Annotated in this window: 22 protein-coding genes; 5 read left to right on the forward strand and 17 right to left on the reverse strand. The window is 34.4% G+C overall.

Going from position 1 to position 23,814, the window contains the following annotated elements; all coding sequences use genetic code 11:
• Positions 1-31 precede the first annotated feature (31 nt).
• The 3 genes from RT228_RS13940 to RT228_RS13950 form a co-directional block, all read right to left on the reverse strand.
• Positions 32-424 (reverse strand): DUF1493 family protein, encoded by a 393-nt coding sequence (locus RT228_RS13940; RefSeq protein WP_006259888.1) that lies wholly within the window; start codon positions 422-424, stop codon positions 32-34.
• Between the two features lie 169 nt (positions 425-593).
• Entirely contained in the window at positions 594-962 is a 369-nt protein-coding gene (locus RT228_RS13945) for a hypothetical protein (protein ID WP_286401241.1), read from the reverse strand.
• A 7-nt stretch (positions 963-969) separates the two neighbouring features.
• A complete protein-coding gene (locus RT228_RS13950; RefSeq protein WP_286401244.1) occupies positions 970-1,815 on the reverse strand; it encodes a hypothetical protein in 846 nt (281 codons plus the stop codon).
• A 767-nt stretch (positions 1,816-2,582) separates the two neighbouring features.
• Between RT228_RS13950 and RT228_RS13955 the strand changes: the two genes are divergently transcribed.
• Positions 2,583-3,512 (forward strand): PfkB family carbohydrate kinase, encoded by a 930-nt coding sequence (locus RT228_RS13955; RefSeq protein ID WP_006264501.1) that lies wholly within the window; start codon positions 2,583-2,585, stop codon positions 3,510-3,512.
• Between the two features lie 59 nt (positions 3,513-3,571).
• Complete coding sequence (locus RT228_RS13960; RefSeq protein WP_006266703.1) at positions 3,572-5,470, forward strand: amidophosphoribosyltransferase; 1,899 nt, start codon at positions 3,572-3,574, stop codon at positions 5,468-5,470.
• A gap of 103 nt (positions 5,471-5,573) precedes the next feature.
• On the opposite strand, the gene RT228_RS13965 is transcribed toward RT228_RS13960, so the two are convergent.
• The 10 genes from RT228_RS13965 to dinB all read right to left on the reverse strand — a co-directional run bounded on the left by RT228_RS13965 (position 5,574) and on the right by dinB (position 16,533).
• Entirely contained in the window at positions 5,574-6,974 is a 1,401-nt protein-coding gene (locus RT228_RS13965; RefSeq protein ID WP_006259893.1) for an SLC13 family permease, read from the reverse strand.
• 169 nt (positions 6,975-7,143) lie between these two features.
• Positions 7,144-7,794 (reverse strand): HD domain-containing protein, encoded by a 651-nt coding sequence (locus RT228_RS13970; protein WP_006262398.1) that lies wholly within the window; start codon positions 7,792-7,794, stop codon positions 7,144-7,146.
• A gap of 21 nt (positions 7,795-7,815) precedes the next feature.
• Positions 7,816-8,814, reverse strand: coding sequence for an acyl-ACP desaturase (locus RT228_RS13975; protein WP_006259895.1), 999 nt, complete (start codon positions 8,812-8,814; stop codon positions 7,816-7,818).
• A gap of 80 nt (positions 8,815-8,894) precedes the next feature.
• On the reverse strand, positions 8,895-9,626 hold the full coding sequence (locus RT228_RS13980) for a lysophospholipid acyltransferase family protein (RefSeq protein WP_006262399.1): 732 nt from the start codon (positions 9,624-9,626) through the stop codon (positions 8,895-8,897).
• Positions 9,627-9,838: 212 nt separating this feature from the next.
• On the reverse strand, positions 9,839-10,249 hold the full coding sequence (locus tag RT228_RS13985) for a BrxA/BrxB family bacilliredoxin (protein ID WP_006259897.1): 411 nt from the start codon (positions 10,247-10,249) through the stop codon (positions 9,839-9,841).
• A gap of 79 nt (positions 10,250-10,328) precedes the next feature.
• Positions 10,329-11,480: a PepSY-associated TM helix domain-containing protein gene (locus tag RT228_RS13990; RefSeq protein ID WP_286401247.1), complete on the reverse strand. Its 1,152-nt coding sequence runs from the start codon at positions 11,478-11,480 to the stop codon at positions 10,329-10,331.
• 79 nt (positions 11,481-11,559) lie between these two features.
• On the reverse strand, positions 11,560-13,959 hold the full coding sequence (locus tag RT228_RS13995; protein ID WP_006262401.1) for a TonB-dependent receptor: 2,400 nt from the start codon (positions 13,957-13,959) through the stop codon (positions 11,560-11,562).
• A 182-nt stretch (positions 13,960-14,141) separates the two neighbouring features.
• Positions 14,142-14,501: a YraN family protein gene (locus RT228_RS14000; RefSeq protein WP_016650239.1), complete on the reverse strand. Its 360-nt coding sequence runs from the start codon at positions 14,499-14,501 to the stop codon at positions 14,142-14,144.
• A gap of 1 nt (position 14,502) precedes the next feature.
• Complete coding sequence (locus RT228_RS14005; protein WP_006264497.1) at positions 14,503-15,399, reverse strand: LD-carboxypeptidase; 897 nt, start codon at positions 15,397-15,399, stop codon at positions 14,503-14,505.
• 63 nt (positions 15,400-15,462) lie between these two features.
• Entirely contained in the window at positions 15,463-16,533 is a 1,071-nt protein-coding gene (gene dinB / locus RT228_RS14010) for a DNA polymerase IV (RefSeq protein WP_006259902.1), read from the reverse strand.
• 174 nt (positions 16,534-16,707) lie between these two features.
• Between dinB and RT228_RS14015 the strand changes: the two genes are divergently transcribed.
• Positions 16,708-18,585 (forward strand): monovalent cation:proton antiporter-2 (CPA2) family protein, encoded by a 1,878-nt coding sequence (locus RT228_RS14015; protein ID WP_006259903.1) that lies wholly within the window; start codon positions 16,708-16,710, stop codon positions 18,583-18,585.
• A gap of 57 nt (positions 18,586-18,642) precedes the next feature.
• Here the strand turns inward: RT228_RS14015 and RT228_RS14020 are convergent, their stop codons facing one another.
• Positions 18,643-20,709: a site-specific recombinase gene (locus tag RT228_RS14020; protein ID WP_006262405.1), complete on the reverse strand. Its 2,067-nt coding sequence runs from the start codon at positions 20,707-20,709 to the stop codon at positions 18,643-18,645.
• A 97-nt stretch (positions 20,710-20,806) separates the two neighbouring features.
• On the opposite strand from RT228_RS14020, the gene RT228_RS14025 reads away from it, so the two are divergent.
• Positions 20,807-21,274, forward strand: coding sequence for a CYTH domain-containing protein (locus RT228_RS14025; protein ID WP_016650237.1), 468 nt, complete (start codon positions 20,807-20,809; stop codon positions 21,272-21,274).
• Positions 21,275-21,276: 2 nt separating this feature from the next.
• On the opposite strand, the gene RT228_RS14030 is transcribed toward RT228_RS14025, so the two are convergent.
• The 3 genes from RT228_RS14030 to RT228_RS14040 all read right to left on the reverse strand — a co-directional run bounded on the left by RT228_RS14030 (position 21,277) and on the right by RT228_RS14040 (position 22,703).
• Complete coding sequence (locus RT228_RS14030) at positions 21,277-21,678, reverse strand: septal ring lytic transglycosylase RlpA family protein (RefSeq protein WP_071306984.1); 402 nt, start codon at positions 21,676-21,678, stop codon at positions 21,277-21,279.
• Entirely contained in the window at positions 21,662-22,162 is a 501-nt protein-coding gene (locus RT228_RS14035; protein ID WP_006259907.1) for a septal ring lytic transglycosylase RlpA family protein, read from the reverse strand. The genes RT228_RS14030 and RT228_RS14035 overlap by 17 nt, the downstream gene beginning before the upstream one ends.
• Before the next feature lie 97 nt (positions 22,163-22,259).
• Positions 22,260-22,703, reverse strand: coding sequence for a hypothetical protein (locus tag RT228_RS14040; protein ID WP_286401252.1), 444 nt, complete (start codon positions 22,701-22,703; stop codon positions 22,260-22,262).
• A 496-nt stretch (positions 22,704-23,199) separates the two neighbouring features.
• Here RT228_RS14040 and RT228_RS14045 point away from each other — a divergent pair, with 496 nt between their 5' ends.
• Entirely contained in the window at positions 23,200-23,802 is a 603-nt protein-coding gene (locus RT228_RS14045; protein ID WP_286401255.1) for an ATP-binding cassette domain-containing protein, read from the forward strand.
• Positions 23,803-23,814 lie beyond the last annotated feature (12 nt).

Consider the following 23,814-nt stretch of genomic DNA (forward strand, 5'->3'; position numbering starts at 1 on the left):
AAAATAAACATATTAATGATTACAAAATAAACTACATACTCTTTTTATTCTTCATCATATACTCATAAAGAGTTACAGGCGTACACAGTTCCTTATTAAGATCAGGCTTATACTGCTCTGGAACATTAAATACCCATCTTAAAATAGCGATTACAATATTAAAAGGTAACAAAACCCCATTAACCATCATCATCACACACCCCTTTAAACTATATTCAAAACCTTCGGGATAAAAATAACGGTCAAATTCAAAATATTCAAAACTCACCTCAAACTCATCTTCTAGCGAAATAAGTAAATCATCTATATCAAGACCGTATCCAAAATTATAAGCAATATCACTGTTCTCAGTAATCACCTTTTCTTGTCGACTCGTATCAGTATTCAAAAAAGATATCACATTCTCTAAAGTCAATTCCCTCATAGTATTTATCTCTCTTCTCAATCATTTTATTAAACCTCTCTATAACAGAGCATTCCACTTCTGTTTTTATTCTCAGTTGTATAATAAACTGATGTACCATCTTCTTTAGTTTCTTTAAGAATTATACTTTCAAATATCAAATCAGATGCCAAAGAGAAATAAGGTCTACCTACTTTTTATTAACTTTATTATATTGAGTAGCTTTTAACTCAGCAAATTTAAAAAACTCACTAATCGACATCTCCTGCCCCATTGCCTTCGTATCTAATACAACGCCTGACGCTACAACAGAGAAATTAAACACATAGTATACACCACTGTTTTCATATACTTTCACTTGAAATTCCTTAAGCAGACCATCCTCTTGTATCGGATTACCAATAAATCTAAGCTGTTTAGCGTCTCTTACTTCTTTCTCTCCTGTTGCTGCATTCATTAATAATACGATAGGCTCTTTTATAATATGTGATCCCTGTGCTGACACTAAAGAAGGCACAAGAAAACAAAATATGAACCACACTATACTTATCCCCCTCATAACTCTTCTATAATTTTATAAATTCATCCTTATAATGCTTACTCGGCTTTATCCACGCCCTAGTTCTATCAGCATTAATAATCCAATTAAAACGTTTCATCATATCTGCTCCAAATAGACTAAAAGATTGATTCTTTAATTCTCCTGAGAAGTACGCCACTCTCACCTGCTGTAATTCAGCACTACCTAAACTCACCTTAGTCACCTCAGCAGTATTCGTGATCACACTTTTTCCTGCTGAGTTCTTTAATTCTTTATGATCTATAGTAACCAGTTTATCTTTTAACCTATTCTCCTCCGCAAAATTATCATCGTATAGTATCCCTCCCGAATACCCAGACTGAAGATAAAAAGGATGTACATACTCCCGCCCAGCTATCTCACTCAGCATATCGATAAACATCGCACCGTTTCGATAATGAACAGGAACCGACTGATATCCTTCTACACTAGGCATACTCGTATAAGAGACTAACTCTTCCTTATCATAATTTATCTCTAATACGCTATCTTTAAACAACGCCATACCGATCTTACCATCTGACTCTAATCCGCTATACTGATTATCTACAAAAGAAATACCATCCCACAAATGCCCGCTAATCTCTACTGTATTAGAAGCACTATAATCTTCTTTGTCAAAAATGATATGCTCTACCTTATTCACACGCACAGGCGAGATAGCGCCATCATCCATCGCTACCTGAAACATCAGGTCTAGACTATCCTTCTGATTCACAACTGTCTTTAGTATTAGATTATTATACTTAGTCAGTCTAAAAGGAATACGTACCTGAGCACTAGCGAGAGTTCCCATAGCACACACCATTAAAAGCATTAAGCTCTTTTTCATAATTAATAAGGTTATTAGTTAGTTCGTTATCGTAAATCTAAAAAACATTTCCCTTTTTTCTATTCTATCCCCTTAAAAAACACTTTTTAGACCTATAAAAGGCTAACTACAACTCCTTATTTCTGTTTTTTGACGAGATTAGGGGGTATTTACCCTCTTTTAGCAGAAAAAACAGCACACTTTTTATACCTAATTTATTGAGAAAATAAACACAAATCACTAATTACCAACATATTAATACAAAAAAAGGCAAATCATACAATAAACCTTAACCCCCTCTAACCTTAGTATTTATAAGCAGTAGAAGCGTTTCCTTCAACACTTCTTCAACATTTCTCCAAGATTGCTCTAGTTAACAAGGCTTTTGTTGAAGGAATCTTGAAGAGGTGTTGTGGCACTCTTGAAGAAGGCGCTTTTTAGAAGCTTCTGCATAGCTATCATTATGATTATTTCACTATCTTTAAGCTAATGTATAGACTCCTGTGCATGCTGTATTATGCATCGGGTAGTTTCTAAAAAAGAAGCCAGATAAGCTTCAGAGAAAAGACTTTATAATTATTTAATTCTGTGTTAAATAACAGCATGTGATAAAGATGACGACATCATCTTTTTATAGAATAATACTGACTAAGTACTAGATAATTGCATTAAAAACAACAATCTATACTAAAACACTCAGTGTTAGCAAAATAGTTAATTATAGCTTTTAAATTTGGTAGTAAAAAGAGTATTGCCATATATTTGTAGCTTATTTCTTTGCAAAAAATATGAATAAATTACTGATAGTGGGGACGGTGGCCTTTGATGAAATAGAAACTCCATTCGGAAAAACAGACAAGATATTAGGTGGTGCAGCGACATACATCGGATTGTCTGCCTCACACTTTAATATTAAATCTGCTATAGTGTCTGTGGTTGGAAATGATTTCCCACAAGAGCACTTGGATCTTTTAAATAGTAGAAACATCGATACTACTGGAATAGAAGTAGTAAAAGAAGGAAAAACCTTCTTCTGGAGTGGTAGATACCATAATGATCTAAACTCTAGAGATACTTTAGATACACAACTTAATGTATTGGCTGATTTTAATCCTATCGTACCAGAAGATTTTAAAGAATCTGATGTAGTAATGCTAGGTAATCTACACCCAAACATTCAGATCAAAGTATTAGATCAATTAACCGCTAAGCCTAAACTTATCGTTCTAGACACCATGAATTTTTGGATGAATTGTGCGCTAGATGAATTAAAGGAAGTGCTAAAAAGAATCGATGTTATCACTATCAATGATGAAGAAGCACGTCAGCTATCTGGAGAGTATTCTCTAGTGAAGGCTGCTGAAGTTATTCATACTATGGGACCAAAATACGTTGTTATTAAAAAAGGTGAGCATGGTGCTTTATTATTTGAAGATAAAGACGTATTTTTCGCACCTGCATTACCGTTAAAAGAAGTGTTCGATCCGACAGGAGCTGGAGATACTTTTGCAGGTGGTTTTACAGGTTATTTGACACAGAGCAGCAATGTTTCGTTCAGAAATATGAAGAACGCTATTATATATGGCTCTAATCTTGCATCATTCTGTGTAGAAGAATTTGGAACATCAAGGATGGAAAAATTAAACGACAAAGAAGTGGTGGGAAGACTACAACAATTTAAAATGTTAACTCAATTCGATATCGAATTAAAACAATAATGTAAAATTATAAGCCTCGTTATGGGGCTTTTTTTATTCAACAACAACACACAACTAACATGAGCGACGCTTTAAAACACGAATGCGGTATAGCGGTTCTAAGACTAAAAAAACCGTTATCCTACTACAAAGAGAAGTATGGAAGTGCTTTCTACCCGATACAAAAGATGTATCTATTACTAGAAAAACAGCACAACCGAGGACAAGATGGAGCTGGACTAGCAAGTATTAAACTTGATATGGAACCTGGGGAGCGATACATTAGTCGTGTTCGTTCAAACAAAGCACAACCTATTCAGGATATCTTCATGCAGATCAATGAGCGTATCAATGAAGAGATGGAAGCACACCCTGAATACCAAAACAACGTAGATCTTCAGAAAAAACATATTCCTTATCTAGGAGAGGTTTTCTTAGGTCACGTAAGATATGGAACATTCGGAAAGAACAATATCGAGAGTGTTCACCCATTCTTGCGCCAGAATAACTGGATGCACAGAAACCTAATCGTAGCGGGTAACTTCAACCTGACTAACGTACGTGATTTATTCCAAGACTTAGTAGAACTAGGTCAGCATCCTAAAGAAATGTCTGATACCATTACAGTAATGGAGAAGATAGGACACTTCTTAGATGATGAAGTAAATGACTTATACTATAAGATAAAACAAGAAGGATATACTAAAAAGAAAGCGTCTCCACTAATCGGAGAACGTCTAGATGTAGCGCGTATCTTACGTCGTGCTTCTAAGAACTGGGATGGAGGTTTTGCGATGGCTGGTATGATCGGACATGGTGATACATTCGTATTACGTGACCCTGCCGGTATACGCCCTGCATTCTACTTCGAGAATGATGAGATTGTGGTAGTAGCTAGTGAAAGACCTGTGATACAGACTGCATTCAATGTACCTTTTGAAGAGATTAAAGAATTAGATCCTGGTAAGGCTATCATTATCCGCAAAGATGCTTCTGTAAAATTTGAACAAATCTTAGAGCCTCTTCCTCTTAAAGCGTGTTCTTTTGAGAGAGTGTATTTCTCTAGAGGAAATGATGCAGATATATACCAAGAGCGAAAAGACTTAGGTAAGCTAATCTTCCCTGAGGTATTAAAAGCGATCGGAGATGATACGGATAACTCTGTGTTCTCTTATATCCCGAATACTTCTGAGACGTCATTCTTCGGAATGGTAGAAGGAGCACAAGACTTCCTTAATCAACGTAAAATAAGTGATATTCTAAAGAATAAAGAAAACTTATCTGAAGCGAAGTTACAAGAGATCTTATCTGTAAAACTAAGAACAGAGAAGATCGCGGTAAAAGATGCTAAACTGAGAACATTCATCACAGATGACAGTAGTCGTGACGACTTAGTAGCTCACGTATACGATGTGACTTATGGTGTGATCAAACCTACTGATAACTTAGTGATCATCGATGATAGTATCGTACGTGGTACTACACTTAAGAAGAGTATTATCCGTATGCTGGATAGACTTAATCCTAAGCGTATCGTGGTGGTATCTGCTGCTCCACAGGTGAGATACCCTGACTGCTATGGTATCGATATGGCTAAGTTAGAGGGATTAATCGCTTTCCAAGCGGCTATAGAGTTACTAAAAGACCGCAACTTATATCATATCGTGGATGAAGTATATAAAAAGTCTAAAGCACAAGAGCACTTACAAGACAATGAAGTCATTAACTATGTAAAAGATATCTATGCGCCATTTACAGATGAAGAGATTTCTAATAAGATCGCTGTAATGGTAAAAGATGTGAATATAAAGTCTGAGGTTAAGATTGTATTCCAGTCTGTAGAGAACTTACATATCGCTTGCCCTAAGAATTTAGGAGACTGGTACTTCACTGGTGATTATCCTACTAAAGGAGGTAATAGAGTGGTAAATAGAGCCTTTATCAACTTCTACGAAGGAAGAGACGAAAAACCATACTAAAATATAAAATAAAGCACATCTCATCACGAGAGACTAAATAATAAATGGGCTGTTATCAAAAGATAACAGCCCATTTACTTTATAAAGTATAACTTGTATTTAGTTATTGTAACCAAAAGAAATACGCGATAATAGCAATTAATACCGCACAGATAATATTCAATACAAAACCTGCTTTCATCATATCCTTCTGACGAATATCACCTGTACCAAATACAATGGCATTAGGTGGAGTAGCAACAGGCAACATAAAGGCACACGAAGCTCCTAGACCTATAATCATAGACAATCCTAATGGCGGTAAGCCTAACTGGTCTGATATCGTTATAAACAAAGGAACTAACAAAGCGGCACTAGCTGTATTAGAAGTAAACTCTGTCAAGAATACAATAAAGAACGATACTACTAGCCCAATAGTGAAATAACTACTATCCTTAATCACTGATACTAATAAGTCTGCTAAAACTTCACTTGCGCCAGAATCTCTAAGTACCATACTCAAAGTCAAACCTCCTCCAAATAAAAGAAGAACTCCCCAATCCACATTGTGCTGTAACTCTTTCCATCTAGAGACCTGACTCACACAGATCAACATAAAAGCTCCTAAGGCAATAAAGGTATCAAAATTACTAAACTTACTTTCAAAGCCTACTAGGGAAGCTACTAGTGGATTTAACTGGTCACTAAAGATCCAGCATAGCGCTGTAGTAATAAATATAGCTAATGTCAACCATCTATCAGAAGTCATTGGGATTTTCTTTGTATTAGCTTTAAACTCAAAGTCTAGCTTAGGCTTGAACACAAAGTAAATCACCCCTATCATCAATGGTAATAATATCAAGACCATAGGAATCCCCATCTTCATCCACTCTGCAAAAGAAACATTTAACTGAGAAGCAACGATGGCATTAGGTGGACTACCTACTACTGTTCCCATCCCTCCGATACTAGCACTATATGCAATACCTAAGAGTACAAACACATAGGTACTTCTATACTTCTCTTTATCTAACTGACCTAATACTCCTATCACTAAAGGTAACATCATCGCTACTGTAGCAGTATTACTAATCCACATTGATAATACAGCTGTAGCTAAAAAGAGATAAAATACAGCATAAGACAACCTTCCTTTAGCGAGGTACATAATCTTATTGGCTATGATCATATCTAGTTTCTGTACATGCAGCGCTCCTGCTAATACAAAACCTCCTAAAAATAGAAATATAGTAGGGTCTGCAAAAGAGGCTAAAGCGGGCTTAGTATCCGTCAATCCAAGTCCTATGGCAAGCACAGGTACAAATACGGCTGTAGTGGTCACATGTATTGCTTCTGTCAACCATAACACAGCTACAAAGACTAAAAGAGCTAGTCCTTTATTCACTTGTGGTTCATAAGGTAAATAGTTGATAAGAAGTAATAAGGTAATAATATTAAAAAGAATAATAAGGTAATTTCTCTTTGATTTTAGTGGTCGATTTTCATGCTCATAGTCTAAACGCATATACAGTCGTGTTTAATAATTTTAACTAAAGTTAACAAAAAAATAAATTTACAATACCTATTGTTTCGAAAAATGCTTTATTATTTGATTTCTATCAGAAATAACCGCTTTAGAGGGCATAAAAAAAGCCATTCATACGAATGGCTTCTTCTTATTTTTATAAAACGTATTAAGCATTACCTTCCCACTCATCGTAGAACTGGCTAAGAAAAGACTCCATAAAGCGATGTCTTCCTTCTGCTAATTGTTTTCCTGTTTCGGTATTCATTAAATCCTTTAAACGAAGTAGTTTCTCATAGAAGTGATTAATCGTAGTTCCTACGTTCTTCTTATACTCTTCTTTAGACATTCCAATCTTAGGATCAATACTCGGGTCGTGAATCAAATTATTCTTATACCCTCCGTAATTAAATGTTCTAGCGATACCAATAGCACCGATAGCATCTAATCGATCTGCATCTTGTACAATGTCTAATTCTTTAGAACGAAAAGCTTGATTAAAGTTACCTCCTTTAAAAGATATATTTTCAATTCCTTTTACAACATGGTCAATAGTATCCTCATCATACCCTAAGTTTTCTAGTAATACTCTGGCTTTAGTTGGACCTACTGTTTCATCTCCATTGTGAAATTTACTATCTGCTATATCGTGTAGTAAGGCTATTAGTTTCACTATGTCTAGATTCACTTCTCCCTCTCCTTGTACGATGTTTAAAGCATTCTTATAAACTCGTTCAATGTGGAACCAGTCGTGACCGCTCTCAGCTTGCTGTAACTCTTTCTTTACATAAAGGATGACTTGATCTATACGCTTGTCCATATTTATTGTGTTGTGTATTTATTATTTAATAAGGGCTGGTTTAACCCATTTAAATATGTGTTCTTCTTTACCGATAGTCATACGGTCAGCTACTCTAGCCATACGCGCTGGCAACTTCATTAGATAATCTCTTGCTTTCTCTGCATCATCTGTAAGATTATTCAACTCTGCTACTTGCCAACGATCTATAAGCTTCTGCATAATATCGATATAATCATGCGCTGTATAGACACCTATTCGCTGTGCAGAATCAGAGAACAGCTCAAAAGCATCCCCCATCTTACCTCCTGATTCACGAATTAAGTTAGCTGGCATCGTAATCTTTCTCTTCATCATATCCACAAATGCTAATAACATTTCGCTAGGATCTACTTTAAAGATACGGTCAACAAACTCACTATATGCATGGTGATGTCTCATCTCATCTCCTGCAATCAATCTACAGATCTTAGACAACTTATGGTCTCCATACTGCTTCGCTAATTTAGCTACACGATTATGAGAAATATAAGTCGCTAACTCTTGGAAACTCGTAAATACAAAGTTCTTATAAGGGTCTCTATCAGTACCTGGATCAAAACCATCATTAATCAAGTGATGAGTAGTAATCTCTATCTCTTTCATATCTACTCTACCAGATAAATATAGATACTTATTAAGAAGATCTCCGTGACGGTTCTCTTCACCAGTCCAGTGACGTAACCATTTAGCCCATCCATTACCACCTTCACCATCTTTTTGGTTCACTCCTTCTACATCCATCAACCAAGATTCATACGTTGGCAATGCCTCTTCAGTGATTGTATCACCTACTAAAACAACCCAAAAATCATAAGGTAATTCTTTAGCGTATTCTCTTAATTCTTTTACCTCTTCCAAAAAGTTTTCACCTTCTGAGTCTGGTAATAAGTCTGATGGTTGCCATATTTTCTCTACGGGGATCAGATAACTTTCTACGAAGCTATCAATATTCTTTTCTAAGAATTGCATTACTTCTAGGCGAACATTCTTTATAGACATATTATTATGTTTATGTCTTTATACTACTCCTTGGTTTAGTTTGCTTGATAGTAGTAAAAGACTAGTTTATATTTAGAAACTTATTCTAGTTTTGATTTGATTTGTTCTTCACATCTCTTCATAATTTCCTCGAAAGAATACTCTTTCACAGCAAAAGGTTGATGAGCATATAAGCTTATTTTCGCTCCTAACCCATAAGGGAAGTTTCCGAAACGGAATATCTTCCAAGAATTATTAATGGTCAAAGGCACAACTAATGCATCAGGAGCAAACTTACAAAGCATTTTAACTCCATTCTCAGAAAACCTCTTCAACTTACCGTCTCTACTACGTGTCCCTTCTGGGAAGATTACTGCAGATCGGTTATACTTAGTAATATACTGTCCTAATCCTTTAATAGCACTTAGCGCCTGCTTAGCATCCTTACGATCTATTAATACAGAACCCCCATGGTTAAGATTATAGGACACACTAGGGAAACCTTTTCCTAGTTCTTTTTTGCTGACAAACTTTGGGTGATTCTTTCTAAAAAACCAAATAATCATCGGAATATCAAACATACTCTGGTGATTAGATACAAATATGATCGGACGATCTGTAGGAAGCTCCTCTTCTTGACGGAACTTATAACTCGTACCAAGGATTCCTGTACAGGCCATTAGCCACCATACAAGTCCATTAACAGTAATGTTATGAGCTTTATATCCAAACAAGTTAAATGCAATCCACTGTAAGGCGTGAAATACACATAATACTATTAGCATAATAATCACAAATAGTATGGATATAGGGTAGGATATTATTTTTTGCATTAATCGATTAGTTTATCGCAAATATACACTTAAACATATATACAACAATAAACATACTTCGCAAATTAACGCTTATCTAAGTCACTATGTTTGTGAAATTACATAAAAAGTATCTGCTTAAAAAATATTTATAAACAAATTAACTAGAATCGATTAACGTACTAATAACGAAGATAGAATAAAAAAAGACCACCGTTTAGTGGTCTTCTTTCTTAACAAAATTCTTTATAAGCATCCATTAAGTTCTCTGCTATAGCATCAGCAGTATTTCCTTCAATGTGATGTCTTTCTAACATGTGAACTAATTCACCATTTTTAAACAAAGCCATAGAAGGAGATGACGGAGGGAATGGGAACATGTGCTGACGAGCAACATCTACTGCCTCTTTATCTACTCCTGCGAATACAGTGATTACATTAGTAGGTTTTTTCTCTCCTCCTAAACTCATTACTGCTGCTGGACGAGCATTACGTGCAGCACATCCACACACTGAGTTTACAACTACTAGTGTAGTTCCTTCTTTTTGTAAAGCTGCTTCTACATCAGCTCCTGTATGTAATGATTCAAATCCTGCATCAACTAATTCTTGACGCATCGGTTTTACTATTTCTTCTGGATACATAATATAAATCTAAAATTAGGTTATTAAGCAAAGTTACATTTTTTATTAAACATAAAAACATCTGAATTATAAAGAAATGTTATACTTTATTAGAAGTCCCCTTCTTCATCTTATTTATCCAGATAAAAATACCTGTTATCGGCAAACTTGTAGCTATCAAACAGACAATGAAGTAAATAACTTTAGAAAACATTCCATAGATATCTCCAAAGTGTAAAGCGCGAATAGAACTAGCTACCTTCTCTCCTACACTCTTATCACTAAACATATCTTGTCTAATAATATCACCAGAATATTGATCTATAAACACTCTGTCAGTCACAGTTTCGTTAAAACGTGCTGCTTCATTTTTACTGACTTCAAAAGATCCTTTATCTCCTTTTGGAAAGGATACAGTCATCGTTCTATATTCGTATGAGATAGTTTGATTAGCTCGTTGTATAACGTCAGATAAATCTAAAGTCTTAGCTCCTTCTGTCAAAGTAGATTCTGGTTTGACCTCATTACGTCCACCGAATACCTTTGCTCCTAAAACAGAACTTAAACCATCCTTATACCATTCAAAAGACCAACACAATCCTGTCAAAGACATAATCAAAACAATAATAAGAGTATAAAAACCTAATGTATTGTGTAAGTCGTGATTAATACGTTTCCAATTTGCATTAAACTTAATTTTAAAACCTGGCTTTATACTCTTCCAACCTTTTATCTTTTTAGGGAACCATAGTATCAGACCTGATATAGAAAGAAAAACAAAAATAACAGTCGCTATTCCTACAATAGGTCTTCCTATTTTCATATCTAATAATAGCCATCTATGTAACTTAAATACAGTCATAAAAAACTCATCTGCTGGACCTCTACCAACTCCTACTATTTCATTAGTATAAGGGTTGAGATAAGCGGTTTCGTTCTTCTTATCCTTGTCTTTAAATCCTACAGAAAAAACATAAGGAGCGTTCTTCTTATTTTTTATACTTACACGTTGTACTTTTCCTTGGTAAGTAGATTCAACAAAAGCCTTCATGGTATCAATAGGTAAAACCTCATCCTTAACAACTGTCAGCTTATACATATCTGGTGCTAGCATTTGCTGAATCTCACTTTTAAAAGTATAGATTGTTCCTGTTAGACAGACAACAAATAATATTAATGAACTGGCTATACCTAACCATAAATGTAAATCGTTCATTAATTTTCGAAAGGCATTCTTCTTTTTTGTCTTCATAAAAAGGTCTATAATCACAAAACACGACTCTACTCTGCGAGTAAAGTCGTGTTTTTATTTACTAATTCAATTGTTTTAATTAGAATCTATAAGTTAACTGAGCTGCAAAATTTCTAGGTGCAATCTCATTGATGTATCCTCCTCTATAATATGAAGTATAACCTCTATTATCAAAAATATTATTTGCGAATACTCTTAAAGTAGCATTTTTAAATGAGTAAGAAACTTGTGCATTGATTGTAGTATAATCAGGCATATCAAACGGTTCTACTCCTGCCATCGTTCCATGAGCCGCGTTAGGTGTTAAACTGTACTCATTAACTGGTCTCTTTCCTACAAAATAAGCTCCTGCTCCAACTGTTAATCCTTTCCACGATCCATCAAATTGGTAATTCACCCATCCATTAGCTGTATGTTTTGGTGCGTTCATCGGTGCTGAACCCTCATAATAAACAGGGCTATCTTTATACTGTGCATCTAGATAAGCATACCCCATCATTACTTGTAAGTTATTTGTAATCTTACCTGTCAAATCAATTTCAACTCCTTGACGATTTAAATTACCTGCTTTTTCGTAAATACCAGTAACAGCATTACCACTAGCATCATAAACTTGAGCTAATAAATTGCTGTTTTTAGCATTAAAGTATGTTACGTTGAACAATAATTGTTCATTAAACCAACTTGTTTTAACTCCTGTTTCAAACTGTTTAGTATCTTGTGGACCACCAACACCACCACTAGCTAATTGATTGTTAGATTGTCTTAAACTTGTAGTCGTTGTATAAGATCCAAATACATTAATATTTTTAGTTGGCGAAACAATCAATCCAAAGATTGGATTCCATCTATCTACAGTAGCATTCTCAGTATTATTTCCATTTAGTCTACTATAGCGCACTCCTAATAAAGCACGCACATATTCTCCTACTTGGATATAATCTTGTGCCATAAAACCAATGGTAGGTGTAGTTATAACAGTCTCTTCTTTATGACCAAAAGTCACTCCATCAGGACGATCATTAGACCAATCTCCTAAAACGTAAATTGTGTCAATGAAATCTCCTCTACCTAGTTTCTTATTATTAAAATAAGTATCATAACTATTTGAAGTAACTGTAGTTTGTCTAAAATCAAAACCTACTTGGAAAGTGTGTTTTAATCCTCCTGTATTAAAGTCTTTACCTACTAAGTCAATTTGAACAACACTATTTTCGTCTTTTGTATTAGACTTAGACATTGATCTATTTAAATAATCATATCCAAGTTTTTTATTTTTACTAACACCAATATTCTCTTGATCATTTCTATTTACAGCAGTCACTGCAGAAACTCTTAAGCTTAACTTATCCGTTAACTCTCTTTCAACTCTTAAAGCATAAGAAAGAATATTTGTTTTTAGGTAATTATCCTTATAACCTAAGAACTTATTATGTGGCATATCATAAAGCTTATTCACATTATCAGGTCCTAAGTTAGTAGTACCTAAATCTGGTACTGCATTAGATTCCAAATAATCTAACTCAGCAGTTACTGTTGTTTTTTCATCTGGTTTATAAGTAATCGATGGATTTAAATAATATTTATCATTTCCAGTATATGCTCTAAAGCCATCATTTCTTTCATAAGCACCATTAAAACGGAATGATACAGTTTCTTTCTTATCTAGTACCTGTTCGAAATCAACTGTAGGACGTACCTGCCCGTAACTACCAGCTCTAAAACCTATTTCTCTTTTATTTTTAAAGTTAGGAGTTTTAGTAACTACATTTATTACCCCTCCAGCTGCACCTAATCCATTACCAATACCTTGGTTGATAGCTGCAGATCCTTTGATAACTTGTACACTTTCTATTCCCTGCATATCCACAATTCCTGCAGCTGTTCTAAAATCAGAATCTAAAGCAACCCCATTCTTTAATATTGGTGTTCCTCTAAATCCACGAATAGACATACTTTCTTTCACACCTCCATAGCTAGAAAACTGAGTAACACCAGCTACGTTACGTGCCGCTTCTGTCACAGTCAAAGCTCCTTGTTCTTCAATAATAGCGTCAGAAACAATAGAAATATTTTGCACTTGATCTTGTATACCTAAAGGTAGTCTTGTCAAGTTTTGAAGTTTCTTTACATTTTTATTACTCTTCCCATAAACAGTAATATTAGAAAGAGAATTATCAACTTGTTTTAATACAAAGTTTGTTACCTCAGCATCTTTATCAACATTTAATGTTTTAGATACATTGCCAAACCCAATAAAACTAGCTCTTAGCGTTTGTTTTCCTTTTTTAAGATTATTGAAAACAAACTCTCCGTTATTATCCGTTTGAGTAGCAACATTTAATTCAACGATTTCAACTGTTGCAAAAGGAATAGGTTTGTTAGATTCATCAACTATACGTCCTTTTACCGTAGAGTTTTGAGCGATACCTACTACTACCCCAAAAATAGTAAGTACCAAAGTATTGAATAATTTCATACTATGATATATTATTTAGACTCATTTAATGAGTGCAAAAATAAATTGATTCTAAATAAGAAACAAACCTTATTAAGACTTTTTTTAAATAACTATATACCAAAAGAGTATACTCCTTACAAAATCTACATTTCAGCCTTCTAGAATCAGGCATTTTTTAGAGAATTATAATCATCCTCTATTTAGAAGAAATAAAAAGCATCCTCTATATGTTCGATATCAAAAGTTTCTCCTTTCTTATAAATACCAATAATATCAAAACGAACTTCTTCTTCTCTTTCAAATTCGGTAATAAACAGATTAGCAGCTTTAATCAGTAATTTTATCTTCCGATTATTTACAAAACCTTGAGGGGTACCAAAATCAAGAGAGCTTCTTGTCTTGACTTCAACAAAAACAAGGATATTATCTTTTAAAGCAACAATATCTAATTCTGTTTTCTCAGCAAAATAATTTCTAGCAAGAATCTCATATCCTCGTTTAATCAAAAAATCGACAGCAGCATTCTCTCCTTCTTTACCTACCTCATGATGTTTAGCCATTTTATATAAACTTTAATTGTACTTTATCTGAATCGACTTTTAAGTGAACTTGACTACCTAGATTCAATGCTAAATTACTAACCCCATGCCCTGCAGGAAAATTAAAAACAATAGGATAATCATACTCTGCTGTTATAGACAGTATAATTTGCTTTGCATCATAACCAAAAGGTATTGCGTTATCATGCATATCTGTCATGCCTCCAACAACTAAACCAACCAAACCTTCTAACATGCCATTTCGCTTTAGATTATGCATCATACGGTCAATATGATATAAATATTCATCTAAGTCTTCTATGAAAAGTACTTTCCCTTTTGTATCAACTGAAGACTTAGAGCCTAAAAGACTATATAATATAGATAAGTTGCCTCCAACTAACTGCCCCTTTGCAGTACCAAGTCTATTGCTATTATCACTTTCTATTTCGTAAGCAAGCCCTTCACCAAATAAGCTTTTATATAACGAATCTCTTGACTCTACTAAAGACTTCTCTACACTAAAAGCCATAAGTCCATGTATAGTCTCTACTCCTAGATTATGAATATGGCTATGTAATACTGTAACATCACTAAAGCCTATTACCCATTTCGGATTGTCAACAAAACCACTAAAGTCAATATCATCAATAATACGCACTGTACCGTATCCACCTCTAGCACACCATATCGCTTTTATACTAGGATCTTTTAGTTGTTTTGTAAAATCACTCGCTCTTTGTTGATCTGTTCCTCCTAGTTGATAATTATCTAAACCAATAGTATCTCCTAATACTACTTCGAGTCCCCATGATTCTAACAGAGCGATTGCTTGCTTCGCTTCTTCGTGACTAAACTTTCTAGCAGTACACACAATAGCTACTTTATCTCCTTTCTTTAAATATGCTGGTTTTATCATTCTTTAAACACATTAAAATTACAATCTTCAAAATACTAAAGTACCTCTCAGATTTATACAAAATTAAAAATCAAAACTTAATTGCACTGCTATAGGCTTCTTCTTTTCATCTGTATTAAGATTAGAAAGCGACACACCTATTAATCGGACAGAATCCTTTAGTTTTTCTTGATATAATAACACCTTTGCTAAATCAAGAATAATCTCTTTATCTGATACAAAATAAGGAACAGTAGTACTACGTGTTTGTTGTACAAAATCAGAGTACTTAATCTTCAATGTAATAGTCTTTCCTCCTAAGCTTTGTTTCTTTAAACGCAAACTTAGTTCTTCTACTAACATGTCAAGCTTTGTCTCAATAAAGACCTCTGAAGAAAGATTCTCATCGAACGTCCGTTCTGTACCTACTGATTTTATAGTTCGATTAGGTCTTACAGGAGAATTGCTAAGACCTCTTACAATATCATAATATATTTGTCCTGCCTTTCCGAAATGCTCTGTTAAAAACTCTACTGATTTTGCTTTTAAATCTTTACCTGTGAATATTCCCAAATGATACATTCTATCCGCAGTCTTTTTTCCAATCCCAAAGAACTTCTTTATTTCTAGTTCTTCTAAGAAATTAATCACCTCATCAGGTTCTATCGTTTTCTGTCCATTAGGCTTATTGTAATCACTTGCTATTTTTGCCAAAAACTTATTAATCGAAATACCAGCTGAAGCTGTTAAGCCTGTTCGCTCTAATATCTTCATCCTAATCTCATGGGCTATCAACGTAGCACTGGGACATCCTATCTTATTCTCTGTTACATCTAAGAATGCTTCATCTAATGCTAATGGTTCTACTAGGTCAGTATATTCATAAAAAACAGATCGAATAATACGAGACACCTCTTTATATCTTTCAAATCGAGGTTTAACAAAAATAAGGTGAGGACAATTCTTCTTTGCCATCATCGCACTCATTGCACTACGTACTCCATACTTCCTAGCTTCATAACTAGCTGCCGCGATAACACCTCTCTCTTCACTACCTCCCACAGCTAGCGCCTTCCCCCTTAGTTCAGGAAAGTCTAATTGCTCTACAGAAGCGTAGAAAGCATCCATATCGACATGTATAATCTTACGATTCATCTAATCAACTAATTATCTATTCAGACCTAAAAAACATCTTGTACAAAAATAATCTTCTTTTTTTTAAATATATTCTTAATAATCCTATTCTCTTTTTTTAATTTTGTAAGAACTATGAAAACATATAATGATAATTACATCATTATTGATTAACTAAAAAAATAGCTATACGTAATGAATGATTTTTTGGCACAAGCATTTGTCTTTCTATTTGCAGCTGTTGTATGCGTTCTAATTTCTAAGAAATTAGGAATGGGATCTGTATTAGGATACCTTTTTGCAGGTGTACTTATTGGCCCTTTTGTACTAAAGTTTGTTGGAAATGACAGTGCTGACATCATGCATGCTACCGAATTCGGTGTTGTGATGATGCTGTTCCTTGTGGGGTTAGAACTAGACCCCAAAGAGTTTTGGAAAATTAAGAATGAGATTATTGGACTTGGTACCGCCCAGGCAGTAGGAACTACGGCTATCGTGGCAGCCATTGCCCATTGGGGTGTTGGTTTAAGTATCGGAACCTCTTTGACTATGGGGTTTGTAATCACCATGTCATCTACGGCGATTATCTTACAGACTATATCTGAACGGGGATTAAACCAATCCAATGCAGGTAAATCAAGTTTTGCCGTACTTCTCTTCCAAGATATTATGGTTATCCCGATGATGGCTATTATCCCACTATTAGCCGTTTCGACTAAAACACCTATTTCTACAGAGGCAAATAGCTGGTTAGATGGAGCCCCTGTTTTTATGAAAACACTAGCTATTCTTGGAGCTATATCTATTATCTTCTTAGTAGGTAATTATATTGTAAACCCTCTATTTAAATCAGTAGGTCGTTTACAGATTAGAGAAATTTATACTGCTTCAGCTTTATTACTAGTGATTGGAGTATCACTATTAATGCAGATGGTAGGTTTATCACCAGCTCTAGGAGCCTTTATCGCAGGGGTAGTATTAGCGAATAATCCATATAAGCATCAGCTAGAAAGTGATATAGAACCCTTTAAAGCACTCCTCTTAGGAATTTTCTTTATTGCAGTAGGTTCTACTATCAACTTCCAGATTATTATCAATGAACCACTAATTATCGCTAGCTTACTAGTAGGTACTATGGCAATTAAAACTATTGTTTTACTAGCTATTGGAAAGTGGAAGAAGTTCCCAAAAGATCAGAACTTCTTATTTGCTATCTTACTATCACAAGTTGGGGAGTTCGCTTTCGTTATCTTAGCATTAGGTAAAACGATTAATCTAATCAACCAACAGTGGTATGATTACTTACTAGCTACGACAGCACTGTCTATGGTAGTAACCCCTATCTTATTACTTCTTAATGAGAAATGGATTGCTCCTTACTTAGGATTAAGCCCTTCTACTACAGACAAACAAGAATATGACGATCTATCACATATTACTGCTGAAAAGAAAATTGTAATTGCAGGGTTCGGAGACTTTGGTAATACTATTGGGCGACTATTGCAAGCCAATGATGTACCTACACTAGTTCTTGATAATGACGCAGAACGTGTAGACCATTTGCGTAAATTAGGCTTTAATGTTTATTATGGAGATGCTACTTCTATTAATATATTAAAGTCTATTGGTGTGGATCAAGCCGATTACGTTATTGCAGCAATGGACCCTCCTGAACTAAATCAACAACTAGTAGCTGTACTTCGTAAGAACTTCCCTAATGTAGAAGTTATTGTAAGAGCGAAGAACCGTAAGAATGCTTATGAATACTTACAGGACGGTCTTACAGAAGTATATAGAGAGACTTTCTTCTCTGCTGTCTATGTAGGAGGAGTTATGTTAGAAAAACTAGGCTTTAGCCACGAAGAAGCAAATATGCAGAGTGAGCTCTTTATCAAAAGCGATAGAGCATCACTTAGAAAGCTAGCCAAAAACATACATAATTTAGAAGATTACATCAATGTCTCTCGATTAGAATTCGCAGAACAATCAGAAATGTTGAAAACTAGTCTAAAGAATACTCGAAGTCATCAAAGTCAATCTAAAACAGGAACTGATTCTAACGACATCAATTAATCAAAGAGGGGGCTACTACACGTGTAATAGCCCCCTCTTATTTTATATACAAATAAATTACTTAGTTTCCTTCTTATCCCCTGTCTGCTGTGCAGGTTTATCTACGATTACACTTGATGTAGGTAAAAAGAACTCCATCGGAAAACTCTTAAAATGTCTCCAAGTTGCTTTGATCAAGTCCTTAGTTTCCTTAAGAGGTATGTTACGAGATCTGAATGCTAAGAATAGAGATAAAGAGAAACTCACTAAGAAGTTCATTAATCCGATCAACCACATTCCTACAAAAGCCCATATAAGCATATTTACAGGAGCATTAAAGCCTGATCCATACCATCCTAAAGCAATATTACCACTTACGAATGTTATATGGCGTATATCAATACCTAAACCTATAAACGCTCCTATCGTACCACAAGTACCCATAAAAATACCAAACCAAACATTCGAGATAATACCAGGCCATTTTGTATCTACCCAGTTTGCCAATTTCGTTGTACTAGCTACACCGATATTTCTTTTTAGCCATGGGTGCTCTTGAATTCTATAAAACACTTTATTGTGCTTATTTCTATTCGATACATTACCAGAGATAATCCCTGACATAAATAGGAACACTCCTGCTATTCCAGCATGAAATAAAGCACGTGACTCAATAGGGTCTGCATCTATTAACATTTTGTCCCAGCCATGAGAAGTGATATTTACACCAAACAACTGGTCTATTCCCCAGATCAACAAAAGTGCCACTGGGAAAGCTAGAATCACGTTACCAATGAAAGCAATAAACTGTGATCTAAACAATCTCGCGAATAGCTTAGCAAAACCAATATGCTTATCTACACTATCTATATGTTGTTTTCTTCCATTCTCAATAGCAGTAATAATCGTAGCTGCAGTCATCGCAGGCTGTTTGGTAGCTAAAGTAAAACCTAATAAATAAATCAAACAGAAACCTAACGCATAGTTTAAACTATACAACATTGCTTCTCCGAAATTACTTACATCTGCTTCATGCGCAAAAACTTTTAAAATACACATAAAACCAACCACAATACCCGCTCCCATAGAACCACGGAACATATGCCAATATTCTTTACCTGTATTCGTGATATAATGTTCTCCAGTTTTAGCAGTATGTTGTGTAATCTCATAAGAGATCAGCTGTGTACTCTCTTTGACTAGTCCTGTCACATTATACTTATAACAGTTATATTCTATCAGCTTACGAGCTAGTGTTATGGAATTTTGTTGTCTTTCTAATATTGTACCTTCTTTTACTACCAAGATAGAGATAAGAATATACACCCTAGCCAGCTGTTGTCTCAGTCTAAGTAAACTTTGGTTTACTTTCATAGAGATACCATACTTCGAACTGTTCTTGAAGGCTTGATTTACAAATTCCTGACATTGCTTATGCAATACTACGATTTGCTTATAGTTAATATCATGCTCCAATAAGAACTTCATTTCTCCTTTATGGAAACTCTGTAATACGATAGAAAACTCTTGTTCCAAAGCTCTAAAAGGGCTTTCTAAATGAGAATACTCTGGTACCATATTGATAATCGAGCTCTCCATCGCTCTACCACTCATACGTTGAGTAATGATATCTATAGATGTCAACAGTTCATTAAGGACACCACCATCTTTCTCTTCAGTGAAGATAGTATTGAAGTTTAATAAGGTAAACAATTCTATTAACTGTTCTTCAGGGATCATATCTACCCATTCAGCATCAGTATGTTTATAGAACACCTGATTTAAAACGTATTCATACGTTTGTTTCTCTGGCTGATAAGGCAACACCTTGGCCCATAATCTCTTTTTAACCTCATCGAAGAAATCAGCATCTTGTAGTATACCAGCGTCTGATACCATACGACTAAAGTGTCGATTAGATAACAAGTCTTTTAAGTATTCCATTAAAGCAACTCTTTCTATCTCATGTGTTTTTAGATAAGCTAAGAGCGCATCAATAGATACTCTATTTATTTTTTTATTATTCTTAGGTCTAAAAATATGCACTAAATCAACAATAAAAAGTAAATCCTCTGTAGCATAAACCTTCCCGTCAATAACATATTTATTAAACAATTCCTCTACCCCATGAGGTGAGCGCAACATATGTCGTAATTTCATTTGAAAAAAAATCTACTTTTAAATCGTTAGTAAAATAAAAACGTTTATTTTGGCATAAAATTACATTTTATTCTTAACAATCATGATCGAAATAGAAAGAAAATTTCTAGTCAACTCTCTAGAATTCATAGAGCAATCCTTTAAGTCGAATAAAATAACTCAAGGTTATCTAAACTCTCATCCAGAAAGAACTGTTCGTATCAGATTAAAAGACACTAATGCCTATATCACCATTAAAGGAAAGAGTAATGACGCAGGTACTTCTCGTCTAGAATGGGAAAAAGAAATAAACTATGATGAAGCAAATCAACTGATAGCCTTATGTGAAGACTTTGTAATATCTAAAACAAGATATCTTATCCAAGTTGGTAAACACACTTATGAAGTGGATATCTTTCACGGAGATAATGAAGGTTTAATTCTTGCAGAAATAGAATTAACTGCTGAAAATGAACAATTCGAGAAACCTATATGGTTAGGAGAGGAAGTGACAGGAGATCTAAAATATTATAACTCTTATATCGCCAATCATCCTTATAAGAAATGGTAGTATTATTTAATGATTTTAATATCTACTTGTAATAATCCCTCGCCTTTGTGATCCGCTAGTTTCATGAAGGCTTTTTTAGATAGATCTATTTCGCGTCCTTTAACAAAAGGCCCTCTATCATTAATACGAACTTTTACAGATTTTTTATTACTTACGTTCGTAACTTTTACCTTCGTATTAAAAGGCAAGCTTTTATGTGCGGCTGTCATCCCCGAGTTGTGGAATTTTTCCCCACTTGCTGTACGCTTTCCATTAAACTTTTTGTGGTAATAAGAGGCCGTTACATTCGATTTATAATTACCTTTAGAAGTGTATTGTCCATTTTTTACAGAAGAACAACTTCCTAAAAACAGGGTTAATATGATTACAATAAAATAATATTTTATACTATAATTGCTCTTCATTTTCTCCTATAAACTTTTCTATTTTTACATCTAGAACACCGCGACCAACATTATCAGTTAATTCACCAAACGCTTTTTTAGAGATATCTATACTTCTACCTTTAACGAATGGTCCACGATCCGTAATAGTCAATATCACAAAGCGTTTATTCTTTAAGTTAGTCACTTTCACTTTTGTCCCAAACGGTAGTGTTTTATGGGCTGCAGTGTATTTCTGGTTGTCAAACACCTCTCCACTAGCAGTCTTTCTTCCAGTGAATTTATCGTGATAATAAGATGCTTGTGTATCATCATCTACTACGATAAAATCTTCTGTTTCTTCTTCTCCCATTACGATAGAATCGTTGTCTAACTCTAGAGAATCTGGAGTTACTTTTGTCAATGATGTTTTTACATTATTTTCTTTTACGATTCTTGTAGTCCCACCGAAACTCGATAAGAAAATTACAAAAGATATGGCTAGTAAATATTGATATGTTTTCATATTTTATAAAATAGAACAGACGAATATTTGCAATAAGCATACCAATAAAAAAGGACCTTCTTTCGAAGATCCTTTTTTACTCTATATTTTTATAAGCTTAAGCGAATAAACTTGGCATCCATACTTTCCATGGAAGTCTTGATAAAATCAACACTAATCCTAATGTATAGAAAATCGCAAATTTCTTAAACTTAGATTTACTATCTGTCACTTTCTTGTGTTTAGACCATCCAATAGTAATTAATACTATCGCGATAATATTAATCAATGGGTGCTCTAAAGCATAAAGTCTTAATGTAGAATCTTTCATTGCTACTCCAAATCCTTGAACCATTGGAGATACAAAATAAAGTACAAGACCTAATAATAACTGAATATGAGTGAATATCAATCCAAACAATCCTAATTTTCTGTCTTTGTCTTTAAACTCTTTGTTCCCTGATAATCCCATAAAAGCATTCACTGCTACTATAGCTAAGAAAATCAAGGCTAAATAAGCTACACCTGAGTGTGCCTCTTTAATAATAGTACCGAAATTCATATTGATGTTATTAGTTTAGAGACAAATATACTTAAAACTATCGAATGCCAACGGACACAATGAAGTTTTACAATTAATTTACACTCTAACGAAAACATCATCTTTATTTATAAACATAACCCGCTTGTTCTTCTAATCTAATAAATCAGCCTCTTCCTAAATTAAAATTATCTTAATTCCCTTCTAATAAATAAAAAGAGGTACATTACACTTTATTAATCTAACTACTATACATTTATGCATTCCTACATGGTTATCCCTTGGAGAAACATACTATCTATACTCGCCCTAAATATTATCCTAAGCATAGCGATGCGCAATGTTCTGTTTTTCTTTATCCCTATAATCACATTAGGTCTATACAGTATCCACTTTCTGACCTTCAAGAAGAACGAACTATTCTATCACCGCAACAATCAAACGCCGATTATAAAAACCTTACTCCTAACCGCTTTAGGCTGTTTAGTCATCACATGTCTCATTCAATATTTATTATATGGCCTATAACCATACCTTACATATTGATAGTCTTAGCTACACGCTTGAGAATAACCCTATACTAAGAGGTATATACTTCTCTGCTACCACAGGAGATATACTCAATATTCGTGGACGCAATGGCACTGGCAAAAGTACATTAATGAAAATCTTATTTGGTACACTTCAAGCAAATCATGCTTACATCCGAATAGACAAGACCATTATCTCCAATAGGCATAAACTTAATCAGTACTTCAGTTATAAACCTCAATTTAATATCTTTCCTAAGTATCTTACAGTAAAAGATGTTGTGAAAGAAGATATGATTCGAAGCACATCCCTTCATCAATATCTAGATACTAAGATTAGAGACTTATCAACAGGTGAACAACAACTCATCCAGACGCTTTACATTCTAAACTTACCTCAGCCTATCTGTCTATTAGACGAACCCTTCGCAGGTATTTCTCCCCTGCTACAAGAGTTTATAGCAGATGCTATTAGAACCACTGCTAGACATAAAATCATCATCATCACAGACCATAATACCGATCTAGTAGATACTATCGCTACTAAATCACTACTCCTAGAGAATGGAATATTAAAGGCAATGCCCTAAGTTCGCTTAGGG

The organism is Myroides sp. (assembly GCF_032073645.1).
GTDB lineage: Bacteria > Bacteroidota > Bacteroidia > Flavobacteriales > Flavobacteriaceae > Flavobacterium > Flavobacterium odoratimimum.

Bases quoted from the DNA above. Each gene is read 5' to 3' on its own strand.
- RT228_RS13970 (WP_006262398.1), bottom strand. From the start codon at position 7,794: ATGGACAAGCGTATAGATCAAGTCATCCTTTATGTAAAGAAAGAGTTA.
- RT228_RS13980 (WP_006262399.1), bottom strand. From the start codon at position 9,626: ATGCAAAAAATAATATCCTACCCTATATCCATACTATTTGTGATTATT.
- RT228_RS13940 (WP_006259888.1), bottom strand. From the start codon at position 424: ATGAGGGAATTGACTTTAGAGAATGTGATATCTTTTTTGAATACTGAT.
- RT228_RS14040 (WP_286401252.1), bottom strand. From the start codon at position 22,703: ATGAATTTCGGTACTATTATTAAAGAGGCACACTCAGGTGTAGCTTAT.
- RT228_RS13995 (WP_006262401.1), bottom strand. From the start codon at position 13,959: ATGAAATTATTCAATACTTTGGTACTTACTATTTTTGGGGTAGTAGTA.
- RT228_RS13990 (WP_286401247.1), bottom strand. From the start codon at position 11,480: ATGAAGACAAAAAAGAAGAATGCCTTTCGAAAATTAATGAACGATTTA.
- RT228_RS13985 (WP_006259897.1), bottom strand. From the start codon at position 10,249: ATGTATCCAGAAGAAATAGTAAAACCGATGCGTCAAGAATTAGTTGAT.
- RT228_RS13955 (WP_006264501.1), top strand. From the start codon at position 2,583: ATGAATAAATTACTGATAGTGGGGACGGTGGCCTTTGATGAAATAGAA.
- RT228_RS13975 (WP_006259895.1), bottom strand. From the start codon at position 8,814: ATGTCTATAAAGAATGTTCGCCTAGAAGTAATGCAATTCTTAGAAAAG.
- RT228_RS13965 (WP_006259893.1), bottom strand. From the start codon at position 6,974: ATGCGTTTAGACTATGAGCATGAAAATCGACCACTAAAATCAAAGAGA.
- RT228_RS14005 (WP_006264497.1), bottom strand. From the start codon at position 15,399: ATGATAAAACCAGCATATTTAAAGAAAGGAGATAAAGTAGCTATTGTG.
- RT228_RS14045 (WP_286401255.1), top strand. From the start codon at position 23,200: ATGGCCTATAACCATACCTTACATATTGATAGTCTTAGCTACACGCTT.
- RT228_RS14030 (WP_071306984.1), bottom strand. From the start codon at position 21,678: ATGAAGAGCAATTATAGTATAAAATATTATTTTATTGTAATCATATTA.
- RT228_RS14020 (WP_006262405.1), bottom strand. From the start codon at position 20,709: ATGTTGCGCTCACCTCATGGGGTAGAGGAATTGTTTAATAAATATGTT.
- RT228_RS14025 (WP_016650237.1), top strand. From the start codon at position 20,807: ATGATCGAAATAGAAAGAAAATTTCTAGTCAACTCTCTAGAATTCATA.
- RT228_RS13950 (WP_286401244.1), bottom strand. From the start codon at position 1,815: ATGAAAAAGAGCTTAATGCTTTTAATGGTGTGTGCTATGGGAACTCTC.
- dinB (WP_006259902.1), bottom strand. From the start codon at position 16,533: ATGAATCGTAAGATTATACATGTCGATATGGATGCTTTCTACGCTTCT.
- RT228_RS13945 (WP_286401241.1), bottom strand. From the start codon at position 962: ATGAGGGGGATAAGTATAGTGTGGTTCATATTTTGTTTTCTTGTGCCT.
- RT228_RS14035 (WP_006259907.1), bottom strand. From the start codon at position 22,162: ATGAAAACATATCAATATTTACTAGCCATATCTTTTGTAATTTTCTTA.
- RT228_RS14015 (WP_006259903.1), top strand. From the start codon at position 16,708: ATGAATGATTTTTTGGCACAAGCATTTGTCTTTCTATTTGCAGCTGTT.
- RT228_RS13960 (WP_006266703.1), top strand. From the start codon at position 3,572: ATGAGCGACGCTTTAAAACACGAATGCGGTATAGCGGTTCTAAGACTA.
- RT228_RS14000 (WP_016650239.1), bottom strand. From the start codon at position 14,501: ATGGCTAAACATCATGAGGTAGGTAAAGAAGGAGAGAATGCTGCTGTC.